The organism is Streptomyces himalayensis subsp. himalayensis (assembly GCF_013778455.1).
Classification (GTDB): domain Bacteria; phylum Actinomycetota; class Actinomycetes; order Streptomycetales; family Streptomycetaceae; genus Streptomyces; species Streptomyces himalayensis.
In genome coordinates this window covers 569,063-584,949 of sequence record NZ_JACEHE010000001.1, presented here as the reverse complement: position 1 = coordinate 584,949, position 15,887 = coordinate 569,063, and the positions used below count along the sequence as shown (strand labels likewise).

The window sequence follows — 15,887 nt, the reverse complement described above, 5'->3', positions numbered from 1 at the left end:
CTGACTCTACGCCGCCGGGTCAGCCCGGCCCGCCCGGCCCTCTCCTGCCGTAGCCGCAGGCTGGGGCTCGTACCGGCAGTCCGTCGTCGATGTCACAACTTTGCGGGCTGCCGCCCTCTCAGATATGAGCGTCCAAGGAGGGCGAATGTCCGAGAGTCCGGCACAAGAGCCGAGTCCGTCACGAGAGTCGAGTCCGTCACGGACGGGGGCCGGGAGTGGGCCCCTGCACACGGCCACGCGGCTCTTCGTCGACCACCGCGAGCTGCTGTTCTCCATCGTCTACAACATGCTCGCCAGCGTCGCCGACACCGAGGACGTCCTCCAGGAGACCTGGCTCTCGCTGACCGGCAGAGGGCGCAGGTCTCCGCTGGAGGAGATCGGGAACCCGCGCGCGTATCTCGTGCGGATCGCGGTGAACCATGCGCTGGCCCGGCAGGCGGTCATCCGCCGCCGGCGCGAGACGTACGTCGGGCCGTGGCTGCCGGAACCCCTGGTGGCCGGAAGCGCCGCCGTGGTCGACGCCGCCGGCGGGGAGAGCGGCGACGCCGCGGATCAGGCGCTGCGCACCGAGTCCGTCTCGATGGCGATGCTGGTGATCCTGGAGACGCTCACCCCGCTGGAGCGGGCCGTGTTCGTCCTGAACGAGGTCTTCGGCTATGCCCACACCGAGATCGCCGCGATCCTCGACCGCACCCCCTCGGCCGTACGCCAGCTCGCCCACCGGGCCCGAGAGCACGTGCACGCCCGTCGTCCGCGCTTCGAGGCGCACCCGCGGGTCCAGCAGGAGGCCGCCGAGCGGTTCGTCGCGGCCGCGCTCGGGGGCGACATGGGGGCGCTCATGGAGATCCTCGCGCCGGATGTGACGCTGTGGTCCGACGGCGGCGGCAAGAGGCGCTCGTCGGCGCTGCGGCCGGTCCACGGCCGCGAGAAGGTCGCGCGGCTGCTGGCCTCGTACAGCTCGCGCCGCCGCCCGGAGGGCATGGCCGTCGAGTACCGGCGCGTCAACGGCGATCCCTCCGCCGTGGTGTTCGCCGGCGACTCCCCCTACGCCGTGATGGTCATGGATCTGACCCCGGAGGGAGACCAGGTGTCCGGCGTCTACCTCGTCACCAATCCGGACAAGCTCTCCCGCGTCCCGAAGCACGGGGAACAAGTCCCGAAGCACGGCGAACAGGTCCCAGAGCACGGCGAACAGGGTCGGAGGCACGGGGAACAGGGGCAGGGAGGGCAGCCCTAGAAGCCGCCCCCGAAGTCCCCACCGCCGAAGCCTCCGTCTCCGAAGCCGCCGCCTCCGAACCCTCCGCCGAAGTCGCCGGATTCGAAGTCGGCGCCCGACACGTCGCCGCCTCCGTAGCCGGCGTCCGCGCCGAAGTCGCCGTATCCGGCGCCGTAGCTGGCGGCGTACGCGGGGCCGGCCATCAGGTTGCCGAGCAGAGTGCCTACGAGCAGGCCCGGCAGGAGGCCGCCGCCGAAGTAGCCGCCCGCCCAGGGGCCGTAGGCGGGGCCCGCCTCCCAGTACGGGCGGCGGCCGGCGTCGGTCTCGACCTCGCGGACCATCGGCTCCGCACCGTCCTTCAGACGTGTCGCGTCGGCGGCGCAGACCGGCACCTCGCGTTCGGCGCCGTCCTGCGGGGCCCACAGCATGTCCGTCACCGACGGGCCGTGGCGCGGGTCGAAGAAGCACGGAGGGCGCCGCTCCGGCAGCGGGCGGCCCTCGCGGCGGGCGGCCAGCCGGGCGAGCGCGAAGCGGCCGTCATCCAGCGCCTGGGTGACGCCTCGCACCTCCTCGGGGCGCTGGGCGGCGGCCATCAGGGACTTCGCCTTCTCGTAGGAGTCGAGGGCGCGTTCGTAGTCGGCGCGCATCGCGTCGTCCGCGCCGGGCTCGGCCGGGTGGAAGTCGAGCCGGTCGAGCTCCTCGCCGAAGGCGGTGATGTCCTCGTCGACGACGACGCTGAGCTTGTCGAGGGCCGCACGCTGCTCCTCCTCGCGCCTGCGACGGTTACGGCGGGCGATCACGTACGCACCGCTGCCGCCCGCGACGATCGCGGCGCCGACGCCGATCAGCGCGCCGGTCGAGACGCCGTCGCCGGTGTCGCCCCAGGACGCCGGTGCCGAGCCGCCCATGTTGCGCACGGCGTTGTCGACGAAGTCGTTGAGCTGGGTCGTGGCGTCCTCGCCCTGGACGCTCGTCACCAGGTTCTGGACGGCGTCTCGGGACAGGACGCGGCTGTCCGCGCGGGCGTCGAACCCGTCACCGAGCCGGATCGCGTACAGGCCGGTGATGCCCGTCTCGGTACGGAGGTTCTGGAAGAGGTTGTCCGTGGGGAAGCCCTCGGGCAGCACGGCGACGAAGACGGGCTTGTCGGCGTCCTTGATCTTCTTCGCCAGATCGTCGGCGGCGCCGGACGGCAGCAGGCCGGAGGCGTCCGGGTCGACGTAGACAGGGTTGTCGCGCAGGGCCTCCGCGACCGTGCCGACGTCCGTGGCCGCCTGGGCGGACGGTGCCGATACGGACAGCACCGCCAGGACAGCGGCCGCAAGGACGAGTGCCGGGCCCCGGAGTACTCGTATCAGTACGGCCTTCATACCTACGAAAGTACCGGAAATCCGGCAAATAAGGTCATCCCCCAGGCTGGGGCAGGTCCTGCCGGTGGGCGGGGGTGTGCTGCCGGGGCCGGGACGGGCCAGACCCCCCGCCGCTGAGGCGCGGCGGGGTGCGGTCCGTGCGGCAGCCCCGAGCCCGCCGCCTACTCCCCGCCTATTCCGAGGGGACCACTCCGGCCCGCAGCAGCCCGTACGTGTACGCGTCCTCCAGCGCCTGCCAGGACGCCGCGATGACGTTCTCGCCGACGCCGACCGTGGACCACTCGCCCTCGCCGTCGGAGGTGGAGATCAGCACGCGCGTCGTGGACTGCGTGCCGTGCTTGCCCTCCAGGATGCGGACCTTGTAGTCGACGAGCTCCATCTTGGCGAGCTGCGGGTGGATCCGCTCCAGGGCCACGCGCAGCGCGCGGTCGAGGGCGTTGACGGGGCCGTTGCCCTCGGCCGTGGCGACGATGCGCTCACCCTTTGCCCACAGCTTCACGGTGGCCTCGTTGGCGTGCGTGCCGTCGGGGCGGTCCTCGACGATGGCGCGCCAGGACTCGACGCGGAAGTAGCGGAGGGCGCGGCCCTCGGCCTCCTCCCTCAGCATCAGCTCGAAGGAGGCGTCGGCGGCCTCGTACGTGTAGCCCTGGAGCTCGCGCTCCTTGACCCGCTCGACGACGCGGCCCACGAGCTCGCGGTCGCCGCCCAGGTCGATGCCGAGCTCCTTGCCCTTGAGCTCGACGGAGGCGCGGCCTGCCATGTCGGAGACGAGCATCCGCATGGTGTTGCCGACCAGCTCGGGATCGATGTGCTGATACAGGTCCGGGTCGACCTTGATCGCGGAGGCGTGCAGGCCGGCCTTGTGGGCGAAGGCGGAGACACCGACGTACGGCTGGTGCGTGGAGGGCGTGAGGTTGACGACCTCGGCGATGGCGTGCGAGACGCGGGTCATCTCGGCGAGGGCGCCCTCGGGCAGAACCCTTTTGCCGTACTTGAGCTCCAGCGCGGCGACGACAGGGAAGAGGTTGGCGTTGCCGACGCGCTCGCCGTAGCCGTTGGCGGTGCACTGGACGTGCGTGGCACCGGCGTCCACGGCGGCCAGGGTGTTGGCGACCGCGCAGCCCGTGTCGTCCTGGGCGTGGATGCCGAGCCGGGCGCCGGTGTCGGCCAGCACGGTGGAGACGACGGCCTGGACCTGGGCGGGCAGCATGCCGCCGTTGGTGTCGCAGAGTACGACGACGTCGGCCCCGGCCTCGGAGGCGGCCCGGACGACGGCCTTCGCGTACTCGGGGTTGGCCTTGTACCCGTCGAAGAAGTGCTCGCAGTCGACGAAGACGCGGCGGCCCTGCTCGCGCAGATAGGAGACGGTGTCGCGGACCATCTCGAGGTTCTCGTCGAGCGTGGTGCGAAGGGCCAGCTCCACGTGCCGGTCGTGCGACTTGGCGACCAGCGTGATCACCGGAGCGCCGGAGTCGAGGAGCGCCTTGACCTGCGGGTCCTCGGCCGCCTTGGCGCCGGCGCGGCGGGTGGAGCCGAACGCGACGAGCTGGGCGTTCTTGAAGCCGATCTCCTGCTGGGCACGGGCGAAGAACTCGGTGTCCCGCGGGTTGGCCCCGGGCCAGCCGCCCTCGATGAAGCCGACGCCGAAGTCGTCCAGATGCCGGGCGATGGCCAGCTTGTCCGCGACCGTGAGGTTGATGCCCTCGCGCTGGGCGCCGTCGCGCAGCGTCGTGTCGAAGACGTGGAAGCTGTCGTCGAGGCGGGGCGCGGACGCGGACGCCGTGTCATGGGCGGACGCGGTGCCCTGCGGAGGCACCGTGCCCCCCGCCGAGGCGGTGCCCTGCGCGGCGGCGATGTCCTGTCCCGTGACCGTGCCCTGCGCCGACGTGGCGGCGGACGCGGCGTGGGAACTGTCGTCGGTGGCCTGACTGGTCATGGCTGACTGACTCCTGTCGGTGAGTGGCTCCGAAATCTCTGGCTCCACTTGCCCCCATCATCGCGCGGCGCTCGCTTCCGGCCGGGATGGGGTCCGGGAAACGAAAAAACCTCTCGCGGGTGCGAGAGGTCTGCGCGCGGGTCTGAGGCACGGTGTCCGCTGCCGCGAGGGTGTGTCGCGGGGTCAGCGGCCACTGCGGACCGGCGCGCTGATGCCAATAATCATGGCGAAAGCGAGCATGGTCGGCAGTCTGCCACATGCTTCGCCGAACGGGGCCCGGGGTCTCACGATGTGGGCGCCCCTTTTGTGCGGCGCCCACATCGTCTGTCCGCGGAAGCCGGGGGTTCAGCCGAGGCGGTGCATCCAGCCGTGCTTGTCCTCTGCGACGCCCCGCTGGATGTCCAGCAGCGCGCTGCGGAGCTTGAGGGTGACCTCGCCGGGCTCGCCGTCGCCCTGGGTCCACTCGCCGCTCTTGGACTTCACCGTGCCGACCGGCGTGATGACGGCGGCGGTGCCACAGGCGAAGACCTCGGTGAGCGTGCCGTTCGCGGTGTCCTCACGCCACTGGTCGATGGAGACGCGGCCTTCCTCGGACTCGTACCCGAGGTCACGGGCGACGGAGAGCAGGGAGTCCCGGGTGACGCCGGCCAGGAGGGAGCCGGTGAGCGCGGGGGTGATGAGCTTGTCGCCGTACACGAAGTACAGGTTCATGCCGCCCAGTTCCTCGACCCACTTGTGCTCCACGGCGTCGAGGTAGGCGACCTGGTCGCAGCCCTTCTCGGCGGCCTCAGCCTGCGCGAGCAGGGACGCGGCGTAGTTGCCGCCGGTCTTGGCGTCGCCCATGCCGCCGGGGACGGCGCGCACGCGGTCCTCGGACAGCCAGATGGAGACCGGCTTGACGCCGCCGGGGAAGTACGCGCCGGCGGGCGAGGCGATGACGAGGAAGAGGTACTCGTTGGCGGGCCGGACGCCCAGGCCGACCTCGGTCGCGATCATGAACGGGCGCAGGTAGAGCGACTCCTCGCCGCCGTGCGCGGGCACCCACGCCTTGTCCTGCTGGACCAGCACGTCGCACGCCTCGATGAACGTCTCGACGGGCAGCTCGGGCATCGCGAGCCGGCGCGCGGAGGCCTGGAAGCGCCGGGCGTTGGCCTCGGGGCGGAACGTGGCGACGGAGCCGTCGGGCTGGCGGTACGCCTTGAGACCCTCGAAGATCTCCTGGGCGTAGTGCAGGGTCATGTTCGCCGGATCGATCGACAGCGGCGCGTACGGAACGAGCTGGCCGTCGTGCCAGCCGCGGCCCTCCGTCCACTTGATCGTCACCATGTGGTCGGTGAAGTAGCGGCCGAACCCGGGGCTGGCGAGGATCGCCTCCCGCTCCTCGTCGGACAGCGGGTGGGCGGAGGGCTTGAGCTCGATCGTGGGCGTCGTCATGAGTGGTTGTCCTTCACCGTTGGTTGTGACGGACCGCGCTCACGCCAGTACTACCGGTACTTGGACGTCCGAGCTTCCCTGCACACCGCGGTCCCGCTTCTCGATTATCGCGCGAGGGGGAACGTGGTCGTACCGGGCGTGAATGCGGCCCAGGGGTCGATGGTGGCACCCGGTGGCCGCATAGGAGAAGCCGCCGGGCGCCCTCGGGCTCCGGCGGCTTCTCGTTGTTCGAGAGGTGAGTCCGCCGGATCAGCCGGCTACTCGTACGGCGAGCGCGTCGCCGATCTGGTCCGTCGTACGAGTGGTTTCGCCGCGTTCCGCGAGGTCGGCGGTGACGGCGTCCTCGATGCGGGCGGCCTCGGCCTCGTAGCCGAGGTGGCGCAGCAGGAGGGCGACGGACAGGACGGTGGCGGACGGGTCCGCCTTGCCCTGACCCGCGATGTCGGGCGCCGAGCCGTGCACAGGCTCGAACATCGACGGGAACTCGCCGGAGGGGTTGATGTTGCCCGAGGCGGCGACGCCGATGCCGCCGGAGATCGCCGCGGCGAGGTCGGTGATGATGTCGCCGAAGAGGTTGTCGGTGACGATCACGTCGAAGCGCTCGGGCTGCGTGACGAGGTAGATCGTCGCCGCGTCCACGTGCATGTACTCGGTGGTGACGTCGGGGAACTCCTCGCCCACCTTGTTGAAGATGTCCGTCCACAGGTGACCGGCGTGCACGAGCACGTTGTTCTTGTGGACGAGGGCCAGCTTCTTGCGGGGGCGCGCCTGGGCGCGGGCGTAGGCGTCGCGGACGACGCGCTCGATGCCGAAGGCGGTGTTGAGGGAGACCTCGGTGGCGACCGCGTGCGGGGTGCCCTTGCGGATCGTGCCGCCGTTGCCCGTGTACGGGCCCTCGGTGCCCTCGCGGACCACGACGAAGTCGATCTCCGGCTGGCCCGCCAGCGGCGTGCCGACACCCGGGAGCAGCTTCGAGGGACGCAGGTTGACGTGGTGGTCGAAGGCGAAGCGGAGCTTGAGCAGGAAGCCGCGCTCCAGGACGCCGGACGGGACCGAGGGGTCGCCGATCGCACCGAGCAGGATCGCGTCGTGCTGCTTCAGGGCGTCGAGGTCGGCGTCGGTGAGGGTCTCACCGGTGGCGTGGTAGCGCTTGGCACCGAAGTCGTACTCCTTGGTCTCGAGCTTCACGTCTTGCGGAAGCGCGGCGTTGAGGACCTTCAGACCCTGGGCCACGACCTCCTGGCCGATGCCGTCGCCGGGGATCACTGCGAGATTGATGCTTCGAGACATGTCGGCACCCTACTCCTCGTCCCATGCCTTGACACGTCGCGTCCAGAATCCGGACCGGTGGGTGCCGCGGCGCGTTTGTTTCGCCCCCTCCGCCCCTTCCCTTCCCGTCCCCCGGGGGCTTCGCCCCCAGACCCCCTTATCGGCCTTGACGGCCTCGTCCTCAAACGCCGGACGGGCTTTGTTAACCCTGGAGACTGGCCGCCGTTGGCCGTTGCTGGGAAGTTGTCCGCCATGGACACCCCCAACGTCGGCATCCCCGAGCAGCTCGCCCGGCGCATGAGCATGCCGGAGCAGCACGAGTATCTGCGGGCGAGACTCACGCGGCGGAGGGTGCTGACGGGCACCGCCGGGGCGGCGGGTGGGCTCGGTCTGCTGGCCGGGAGCTCAGGGGCGGCGTACGGCAGCCGCGCCGCCTCCGCCGCGCCGCTGGTGCGGTCCGCGACGGTCACGGTGGACGGCTCGCTGGTGGCGCCCTTCGGGCGGCATCTGGCCTTCGGCGCCGACCCGAAGACGCAGATGCGGATCTCGTGGCAGGTGCCGTTCGCGGTCCGGAACCCGTACGTACGCGTGGGGTTGAGGCCGTGGGAGCTCGGCCAGAAGATCGAGGCCGAGGTGCGGGATCTGCACACTCCGGCGCTGTCGGCGAAGCTTCCTGCGGTCGACCAGTACTACCTGCACGTTGCCCTGGACGGTCTGAAGCCCGGGACGACGTACTACTACGGCGTCGGCCACGACGGCTTCGACCCGGCGAGTGCCGAGCGGCTGGCCACGCTCGGTTCCTTCCGCACGGCGCCGGCGACGCCGGAGACGTTCGTGTTCACGGCCTTCGGCGACCAGGGCGTGAGCTATGACGCCCTGGCCAACGACCAGCTGATCCTGGGCCAGAACCCGTCGTTCCATCTGCACGCGGGCGACATCTGCTACGCGGACTCCACGGGGCACGGTGAGGACTCGGACACGTACGACGCGCGTGTGTGGGACCAGTTCCTCGCGCAGACGGAGTCGGTCGCGAAGTCGGTGCCCTGGATGGTGACCACCGGCAACCACGACATGGAGGCCTGGTACTCCCCCAACGGCTACGGCGGCCAGTCCGCCCGCTGGTCGCTCCCGGAGAACGGCTTCGACCCGAAGAGCGCCCCGGGCGTGTACTCCTTCGTCTACGGCAACGTCGGGGTCGTCGCGCTCGACGCGAACGACGTCTCGTACGAGATCCCCGCCAACAAGGGCTACACGGAGGGCAGGCAGACCGCCTGGCTGGACCGGCGCCTCGGGGAGCTGCGCGCGTCCCCGTCCGTGGACTTCATCGTGGTGTTCTTCCACCACTGCATGTACTCGACGTCCACGCACGCCTCGGACGGCGGGGTACGGGACGCGTGGCTGCCGCTGTTCACGAAGCACCAGGTCGATCTGGTGATCAACGGGCACAACCATGTGTACGAGCGGACCGACGCGATCAGGAACGGCGAGGTCGGGCGGCCCGTGCCGGTCGGTGCGTCGACCGATCCGACGCGCGACGGCATCGTGTACGTCACGGCGGGCGGCGCGGGCAAAGATCTGTACGGCTTCCCGGCTGGCGTCGAGGACAGCTACGAGGGGGCGGTGAAGGACCGCGACTCGGTCCTCACCTTCCACTGGACGAAGTCACGGCTGCCCGACCCGGACACCGTCGAGTGGTCCCGGGTGCGGTACACCGGCTTCTCGTTCCTCGCGGTGGAGGCGGTGGCCGGTGCGGACGCGCGGCTCAAGGTCTCCGCGCTCGCCGAGAGCGGCAAGCGCATCGACTACTTCGAGGTACTGCGCTCTCCCGGGGGCTAGCCCCCGGGCCCCCGTGCAGCACGGGCCAGTGACCAGGAAGGTCACTGATCAGCCGGCAGGGGTCAGTGACCTGTCTCGCCGCCGTTGTCCCTGCGGTCGAGGGCTCGCTGCAGGGCGGCGGCGGCGTTCTTGCGCTCGATTTCGCTCGTACGGGAGACGCGGCGGACTCGGCGGACAGGCGTCGCAGTGGCCATGGTGATCGACTCCTTGAGATCACACAGCTTCGGAGCAGCCCAACGGCTGCGCGGCTCGGAAGCGTGGGGGGATTGCGAAGCGCCGGAAAGGGCGGCGGGCCAAGAGCCGCAGGGGTTGCCTGCTCGGTGCTCGGGCTCGCGACCGCCATTCGCTGGATCGAGCGAGACGTTCGGCTCCTACAAAACTAAGGGAGGACCGCGCGCCTGTCTCCACAATTACTCGGACTTCCTACTATCTGAGACGGACCCCGCCCCTGAGGCATGCTCGTCGGCCACTGACCGGCGGTTTTCGGCCTCCGCACGGTCGCTCGCATGACGGCCGCGCGGCGGCCGTCAGTGGACCCTACGGCGTTCCGGCCCAGCTGCCACGAGGAGCCAACGTCGTCACAGGCACGCAGGCCCGCGTAGCTCCCTCACGAGATCAGCAGTCCGATGAATCAGTCCGACTCAGCGCTGCGCGATTCCTTGACAGCCCCTCAGGGCGCCTCCACTCTCACAGTCATCCGATGAATCCATTTGTGCGTGATGACAGGGAGGGTTACGCATGCCAGCCCAAGCACGCTTCCGCGCCATGATGTTGACGCTTTGCTCCGCGCTGCTCGCCACGGCCGCGACGGCTCTGCCGGCCAGCGCCGAGACCGCGTCATGGGAGGTCTCGGCGCACGACGGCCCAACGGCCGTGGTCGGACTGGACGCGGACGACGGGCGCCCCACCCTCGCGGTGAGACGCGACGGCCGGACCGTGATCGAGCCGTCGCCGGTCGGCCTGGTCACCGAAAACGTCGATCTCTCCGGCGGGTTGAGTCTCACCGGCCGCTCGGACCGCACGATCACCGAACGGTACGAGGCCGCGACGGGCAAGTCCCGCATACGCAACGTCAAGATGGCGGAGTCCCGCTTCAGCTTCCGCGGCACGGGCGGCGCTCGCCTCGACCTCGTCGTCCGCGCCGCCGCCGACGGCGTCGCCTACCGCTACGTCCTGCCGGACACCGGCACCACCGGCGATGTGCTGCGTGAGGCGTCAGCCTTCACGCTGCCCACCGGCTCGGATGCCGTGATCGGCCCCTACCGGCCGGACAACGAGCTGCGGTTCACCCGGTACGGGGCCGCCGCGGCGCCGACCGGCTCGTACATGATGCAGGCCCTGTTCAGGACGGCCGGCGGCTATGCGCTGGTCGCCGAGTCGGATCTCACCGGCAGCTACGCGGGCGCCCGCCTCACCCATGACGCCGGCTCCTCCACGTACCGCGTCGCCCTCTGGAACGACGAGCCCGTCGAGGTGTCGGGCGGCACACTCACCACCCCCTGGCGGGCGATCGTCACCGGCGATCTGGCGACGGTCACCGAGTCGACGTTCACCGACGATCTCGCGCCCGCGTCCCGGATCCGCGACACCTCGTGGGTCAGGCCGGGCCCCGCGCTGTGGACGTGGCTCGCGGGCGGCAAGGAAGCCGGGGTCAGCCTGGAGGCGCAGAGGAAGTACGTGGACTACGCGGCCGAACGCGGCTGGCCGTACGAGGTCGTGGACGCGGGCTGGTACTTCCTGCCCGACCAGTGGGACGTCATCGACCCGGACTGGCAGCGCACCAGCTGGATACCGGAGCTGGTCCGCTATGCCGCCGACCGCGGCGTCGGCATCCACGTCTGGCTGCACTACACCCTGCTCACCGACCCGGTCGAGCGCGAGAAGTGGCTGTCCACGCTGGAGAAGTGGGGAGTCGAGGGCGTCAAGATCGACTTCATGGACTCCGAGTCCCAGGACCGTATGCGCTGGTACGACGAGGTGCTCCAGTCCACCGCGGATCACCATCTGATGGTCAACTTCCATGGCTCGACGATCCCGAAGGGCATCCAGCGCACCTGGCCGCACGTCCTGACGTTCGAGGGCGTCGGCGGCGAGGAGAAGCGCACCAACACGGCCGAGCACCTGGCAGCCCTGCCCTTCACCCGCAACGTCATCGGCTCGATGGACTTCACGCCGGGCGCGTTCCACCGCCCCTACCGGCCGAACGTCGGCTCGGACGCCGGCGAGCTGGGCCTCTCGGTGCTCTACGAGTCCGGCATCCAGAACCTCGCCGGGACCCCGGAGTCGTACGACGCCCGTCCTGAGGCACGGCGCTATCTGGAGCAGATCCCCGCGGCCTGGGAGGAGACGCGGCTGCTCACCGGCGATCCCGGGGTCTCCGCGGTCCTGGCCAGGCGGGCGGCCGACGGCCGCTGGTTCATCGGCGGTACGTTCGCCGGCGCGGCCCACACCGTGGACGTGCCCATGCGCCTGGGCGCGGGCCGCTGGCTGGTGGAGACCGTGACGGACGGCCCGTCCGGCCTCGTCCGCGAACCCCATGTCGTCAGCGGCGGCGACACCCTCTCCGTGCCGGTCGTGACGGACGGCGGATTCGCGGCGATCGCCTGCCGGTGGTACGCGGGTCGTACGGCCTGCGACGACTGACGCGGGCCGGCACCGGAAAACGCCACCGCCCCCGCTGTCGAGCCGGAACTCGAGAGCGGGGGCGGTCGGCTGCCGGAGCGGTCGCCTGTGGTGTCGCACAGGCCCCCAGCCCAGGTCCCCAGTCCAGGTGCTCAGCCCAGGTGCTCAGCCCATGTGCGGGTACGGGTAGTCCGTCGGCGGGACCAGCGTCTCCTTGATGGCGCGGGTCAGCGTCCAGCGCATCAGGTTCTGCGGGGCGCCCGCCTTGTCGTTCGTGCCGGACGCGCGGCCGCCGCCGAAGGGCTGCTGGCCGACGACGGCGCCGGTCGACTTGTCGTTGATGTAGAAGTTCCCCGCGGCGTAGCGGAGCTTGTCCATCGTGTACGCGACGGCGGCGCGGTCCTTCGCGATGACCGAGCCCGTGAGCGCGTAGGCGGACACCGACTCCATCTGGGTCAGCATCTCCTCGTACTTGTCGTCCTCGTACACGTGGACGGCGAGGAACGGGCCGAAGTACTCGGTCGTGAAGACCTCGTTCTCCGGGTCGGTGCACTCCACGACGGTCGGGCGGACGAAGTAGCCGACCGAGTCGTCGTACGTGCCGCCGGCCACGATCGTGCAGGTGTCGTCGGCCTTGGCGCGGTCGATCGCCGCCTTGTTCTTGGCGAAGGCCCGCTCGTCGATGACGGCGCCGATGAAGTGCGACAGATCGGTGACGTCACCCATGGTGAGGCCGTCGACCTCGGCCGCGAACTCCTCCTTGAAACCGGAGTTCCAGATGGAGGCCGGGACGTACGCACGCGAGGTGGCGGAGCACTTCTGGCCCTGGTACTCGAAGGCGCCGCGGGTCAGCGCGGTCTTCAGGACAGCGCGGTCGGCGCTCGGGTGCGCGACCACGAAGTCCTTGCCGCCGGTCTCGCCGACGATGCGCGGGTACGAGCGGTACTTCTCGATGTTGTTGCCGACCGTCTTCCACAGGTACTGGAAGGTCTTGGTCGAGCCCGTGAAGTGGATGCCCGCGAGGTCGCGGTGCTCGAGCGCGACCTTGGAGACCTCGATGCCGTCGCCGGTGACGAGGTTGATGACGCCCTTGGGCAGCCCGGCCTCCTCCAGGAGCTGCATGAGCAGCACGGCGGCGTGGGTCTGGGTCGGGGAGGGCTTCCAGACGACGACATTGCCCATCAGCGCGGGGGCCGTCGGCAGGTTGCCCGCGATCGCCGAGAAGTTGAACGGCGTGATCGCGTAGACGAAGCCCTCCAGCGGCCGGTGGTCCAGGCGGTTCCACACACCCGGCGAGTTGGCCGGGGGCTGCTCGGCGAGCAGGTCACGGGCGTACTTGACGTTGAAGCGCCAGAAGTCGATCAGCTCGCACGGGGTGTCGATCTCGGCCTGCTGGGCGGTCTTCGACTGGCCGAGCATCGTGGAGGCGGCCAGCGTCTCGCGCCACGGGCCGGCCAGCAGGTCGGCGGCGCGCAGGATGATCGCGGCACGGTCGTCGAAGGACATGGCGCGCCAGGCCGGGGCGGCGGCCAGCGCGGCGTCGATCGCGTCCTGCGCGTCCGCTTGCGTGGCGTTGCGGTACGTGCCGAGGACGGCCTTGTGGTTGTGCGGCTGCACGACCTGGAAGGGCTCGCCGCCGCCCATACGCTTCTCGCCGCCGATGGTGCAGGGCAGGTCGATCGGGTTCTCGGCGAGCTCCTTGAGCTTCACCTCGAGCCGGGCGCGCTCGGGCGAACCGGGGGCGTAGCCGTGCACCGGCTCGTTGACGGGAGCGGGGACCTGGGTCACAGCGTCCATGAGTTCCGTTACTCCTTTTTGAGTGGTGGGTGGGATCTGCCCTGATCAGTTCTTGGTGATCATCGAGCGGACGAAGAAGAGCAGGTTGGCCGGCTTCTCCGCGAGGCGCCGCATGAAGTAGCCGTACCAGTCGGTGCCGTAGGCGGTGTAGACGCGCATCCGGTGGCCCTCGGCGGCGAGCCGCAGGTGCTCGTCGCTGCGGATCCCGTACAGCATCTGGAACTCGTACTCGTCCAGCTTGCGCCCTGCGCGGCGCGCGAGCTCCTGTGCGATGGAGATGATGCGCGGGTCGTGGGTCCCGATCATCGGGTAGCCCTCGCCCTCCATCAGGATCTTCAGGACCCGGACGTACGCCTTGTCGATCTCCGCCTTGTCCTGGAACGCGACGGAGGCGGGCTCCTTGTACGCGCCCTTCACCAGGCGGACGCGGCTGCCGGACGCCGCGAGGCGGCGGGCGTCGTCCTCGGTGCGGAACAGGTAGGACTGGATGACGCAGCCCGTGCCCGGGAAGTCCTTCCGCAGCTCCTCGTGGATGGCGAACATCGAGTCGAGGGTGGTGTGGTCCTCGGCGTCCAGAGTGACGGTGGTGCCGATCGCTGCGGCGGCCTCGACGACCGGGCGGACGTTGGCGAGCGCCAGCTCGTGGCCGCCTTCCAGCGCCTGGCCGAACATCGACAGCTTCACCGACATCTCGGCCCTGGTGCCGAGCCCGAGGTCCCTGAGGCGGTCGATCAGCTCCAGGTAAGCGTCGCGGGCGGCGGCGGCCTGCTCGCGCGTCGTGATGTCCTCGCCGACGACGTCGAGGGTGACCTCGAGGCCCTTGGCGGCGGCGTCCTGGACGACCGGGAGTACGTCGTCGACGGTCTCGCCGGCGATGAACCGGTCGACGACCTGTTTGGTGCCCGGGGCCGACGATACGAAGCGGCGCATCTTGTCGCTGCGCGAGGCGGCGAGGATCACGGGACCCAGCACGGGGCACCTCCACGGAAAGTTAAGAAAAGGCCGCATACCGGAAAGAGGGGCAATGAACCCCAACGTTCCAGGTACGGCACGGAGAACCACCGTGAAACCTAAGGATCCCTCCGATCGTCGGCCATCGACAGCTGTCACGCATCCGTGGCCGAGATCTCAGACAGATGTCTGAAACGTTCGCGAAATGCGCGAGAATGCCCGGATGAAGGGCGACTACCAGGAACTGGTCGATGAGATCTCGGCGCTGCTCGGCGCCCCCGCGACGCTCGAGAACCGGGACTTCGCCCTGATCGCCTTCGGCGCCCACGACAGCGACGACGACTCCGCGATGGACCCTGTCCGTACCCGCTCGATCCTCACGCGCCGCTCCACCCCGGCGGTCCGCTCCTGGTTCGAGGGGTTCGGCATCGCGCGGGCCACGGGTCCTGTGCGCATCCCGCCCGCCCCGGAGGCGGGCGTCCACCGCGGCCGCATCTGCCTTCCGGTGCGCCACCGGGGGGTCGTCCTGGGATACGTATGGCTGCTGGACGCCGAACCCGGCCCGGGCGTGGAGCAGTTGTCCGCCGCGATGGAGGTGGCGGCGCGCATCGGCGCGCTGCTCGCCGACGAGGTGCAGGCCGGTGCGGATCTGACCCGGGAGTTCCGTGCGGTGCTGACCGCCGAGCGCGGCTGGCAGCGCGACATGGCCGTGGCGGCACTGCGTACGGCGCTGGGGGAACGGGCCGAAGCCCTCCACGCGGTGGTGTGCGTGGCGCCCTGGCCCTCCGCCGACCCGGCCGAGGCCCCATCGGTCCGCTCGGTACCGGGTGCGACGGCCCTGTGCACGGTGCCGTGGGGAGCCAGGGGCACCTCCCCTGCACCGGGGGCAATGGCGGGCGGCCAGTGCATCGCTCTGCTGATGCGCCTTCGTTCGCCGGACATACTCGCCCCTGCCCTGACGGCCGCGTCCGGATTGCTCGGCAAGATTTCGAACGAAGGGGCAGGTGCCGCGGCCGGTGTTGCCGACGCCCGGCGCGGTCTCGGCGAGCTGGACGCCGCCTGGCGGGAGGCGTCGGCGGCGGCACGGGCGGCCCTGGCCGAGCCCCGGCTCGGGCCGGTCGCCACGTGGGCGTCCATCGGCCCGTACCGGCTGCTGACCGCGCTGCCGTCGGAGGCGGTGCACGATCCCGTCGTAGGTCCCCTGCTGGAGCCGTCCCACCGCGAACTGGCCCGCACCGCCGAGGTGTTCCTGGACTGCGCGGGCCAGGCCGGCCGCACGGCAGCCGAGCTGGGCATCCACCGGCAGACGCTCTACTACCGCCTGTCGCGGGTCGAGCAGCTCACGGGCCTCGACCTGGACGACGGCGAGGACCGGCTGCTGCTGCACATGGCGCTGAAGGCTTCGCGGCTCTAGCGCAAAAGGTGCCGCCCGCTCCCCACTTGAGCCACCCCCGTT

General features: G+C 70.5%; 11 protein-coding genes. 4 read left to right on the top strand and 7 right to left on the bottom strand.

Going from position 1 to position 15,887, the window contains the following annotated elements; genetic code table 11:
• Positions 1 to 145: 145 nt before the first annotated feature.
• Positions 146 to 1,237, top strand: a complete 1,092-nt coding sequence (sigJ, locus tag H1D24_RS02525; protein ID WP_181655652.1) for an RNA polymerase sigma factor SigJ — start codon at positions 146 to 148, stop codon at positions 1,235 to 1,237.
• On the opposite strand, the gene H1D24_RS02520 is transcribed toward sigJ, so the two are convergent.
• The 4 genes from H1D24_RS02520 to H1D24_RS02505 all read right to left on the bottom strand — a co-directional run bounded on the left by H1D24_RS02520 (position 1,234) and on the right by H1D24_RS02505 (position 7,246).
• Positions 1,234 to 2,586 carry a hypothetical protein gene (locus tag H1D24_RS02520; RefSeq protein ID WP_181655651.1) on the bottom strand — a complete coding sequence of 451 codons (1,353 nt, stop codon included), beginning with the start codon at positions 2,584 to 2,586 and terminating at the stop codon, positions 1,234 to 1,236. The two genes, sigJ and H1D24_RS02520, sit on opposite strands and share 4 nt — an antisense overlap.
• A 172-nt stretch (positions 2,587 to 2,758) precedes the next feature.
• Positions 2,759 to 4,522, bottom strand: coding sequence for a citramalate synthase (gene cimA, locus H1D24_RS02515; protein WP_181655650.1), 1,764 nt, complete (start codon positions 4,520 to 4,522; stop codon positions 2,759 to 2,761).
• Between the two features lie 345 nt (positions 4,523 to 4,867).
• Entirely contained in the window at positions 4,868 to 5,956 is a 1,089-nt protein-coding gene (locus tag H1D24_RS02510) for a branched-chain amino acid aminotransferase (protein WP_181655649.1), read from the bottom strand.
• Positions 5,957 to 6,205: 249 nt separating this feature from the next.
• The gene (locus H1D24_RS02505) at positions 6,206 to 7,246 is read right to left on the bottom strand and encodes a 3-isopropylmalate dehydrogenase (RefSeq protein ID WP_181655648.1); all 1,041 of its coding nucleotides are present in this window, start codon (positions 7,244 to 7,246) and stop codon (positions 6,206 to 6,208) included.
• Between the two features lie 231 nt (positions 7,247 to 7,477).
• Between H1D24_RS02505 and H1D24_RS02500 the strand changes: the two genes are divergently transcribed.
• Positions 7,478 to 9,061 carry a purple acid phosphatase family protein gene (locus H1D24_RS02500; protein WP_181655647.1) on the top strand — a complete coding sequence of 528 codons (1,584 nt, stop codon included), beginning with the start codon at positions 7,478 to 7,480 and terminating at the stop codon, positions 9,059 to 9,061.
• Positions 9,062 to 9,123: 62 nt separating this feature from the next.
• Here the strand turns inward: H1D24_RS02500 and H1D24_RS42030 are convergent, their stop codons facing one another.
• Positions 9,124 to 9,255 carry a hypothetical protein gene (locus tag H1D24_RS42030; RefSeq protein WP_258563752.1) on the bottom strand — a complete coding sequence of 44 codons (132 nt, stop codon included), beginning with the start codon at positions 9,253 to 9,255 and terminating at the stop codon, positions 9,124 to 9,126.
• 544 nt (positions 9,256 to 9,799) lie between these two features.
• Between H1D24_RS42030 and H1D24_RS02495 the strand changes: the two genes are divergently transcribed.
• The gene (locus H1D24_RS02495) at positions 9,800 to 11,704 is read left to right on the top strand and encodes a glycoside hydrolase family 97 catalytic domain-containing protein (protein ID WP_181655646.1); all 1,905 of its coding nucleotides are present in this window, start codon (positions 9,800 to 9,802) and stop codon (positions 11,702 to 11,704) included.
• A gap of 144 nt (positions 11,705 to 11,848) precedes the next feature.
• Here the strand turns inward: H1D24_RS02495 and pruA are convergent, their stop codons facing one another.
• Both pruA and H1D24_RS02485 read right to left on the bottom strand, forming a co-directional pair.
• Entirely contained in the window at positions 11,849 to 13,480 is a 1,632-nt protein-coding gene (gene pruA / locus H1D24_RS02490; protein WP_181655645.1) for an L-glutamate gamma-semialdehyde dehydrogenase, read from the bottom strand.
• Positions 13,481 to 13,525: 45 nt separating this feature from the next.
• On the bottom strand, positions 13,526 to 14,452 hold the full coding sequence (locus tag H1D24_RS02485; protein ID WP_181655644.1) for a proline dehydrogenase family protein: 927 nt from the start codon (positions 14,450 to 14,452) through the stop codon (positions 13,526 to 13,528).
• Positions 14,453 to 14,636: 184 nt separating this feature from the next.
• On the opposite strand from H1D24_RS02485, the gene H1D24_RS02480 reads away from it, so the two are divergent.
• A complete protein-coding gene (locus H1D24_RS02480) occupies positions 14,637 to 15,845 on the top strand; it encodes a helix-turn-helix domain-containing protein (protein WP_181655643.1) in 1,209 nt (402 codons plus the stop codon).
• Positions 15,846 to 15,887: the final 42 nt, after the last annotated feature.

Bases quoted from the DNA above. Each gene is read 5' to 3' on its own strand.
- sigJ (WP_181655652.1), top strand. From the start codon at position 146: ATGTCCGAGAGTCCGGCACAAGAGCCGAGTCCGTCACGAGAGTCGAGT.
- H1D24_RS02520 (WP_181655651.1), bottom strand. From the start codon at position 2,586: ATGAAGGCCGTACTGATACGAGTACTCCGGGGCCCGGCACTCGTCCTT.
- cimA (WP_181655650.1), bottom strand. From the start codon at position 4,522: ATGACCAGTCAGGCCACCGACGACAGTTCCCACGCCGCGTCCGCCGCC.
- H1D24_RS02510 (WP_181655649.1), bottom strand. From the start codon at position 5,956: ATGACGACGCCCACGATCGAGCTCAAGCCCTCCGCCCACCCGCTGTCC.
- H1D24_RS02505 (WP_181655648.1), bottom strand. From the start codon at position 7,246: ATGTCTCGAAGCATCAATCTCGCAGTGATCCCCGGCGACGGCATCGGC.
- H1D24_RS02500 (WP_181655647.1), top strand. From the start codon at position 7,478: ATGGACACCCCCAACGTCGGCATCCCCGAGCAGCTCGCCCGGCGCATG.
- H1D24_RS42030 (WP_258563752.1), bottom strand. From the start codon at position 9,255: ATGGCCACTGCGACGCCTGTCCGCCGAGTCCGCCGCGTCTCCCGTACG.
- H1D24_RS02495 (WP_181655646.1), top strand. From the start codon at position 9,800: ATGCCAGCCCAAGCACGCTTCCGCGCCATGATGTTGACGCTTTGCTCC.
- pruA (WP_181655645.1), bottom strand. From the start codon at position 13,480: ATGGACGCTGTGACCCAGGTCCCCGCTCCCGTCAACGAGCCGGTGCAC.
- H1D24_RS02480 (WP_181655643.1), top strand. From the start codon at position 14,637: ATGCGCGAGAATGCCCGGATGAAGGGCGACTACCAGGAACTGGTCGAT.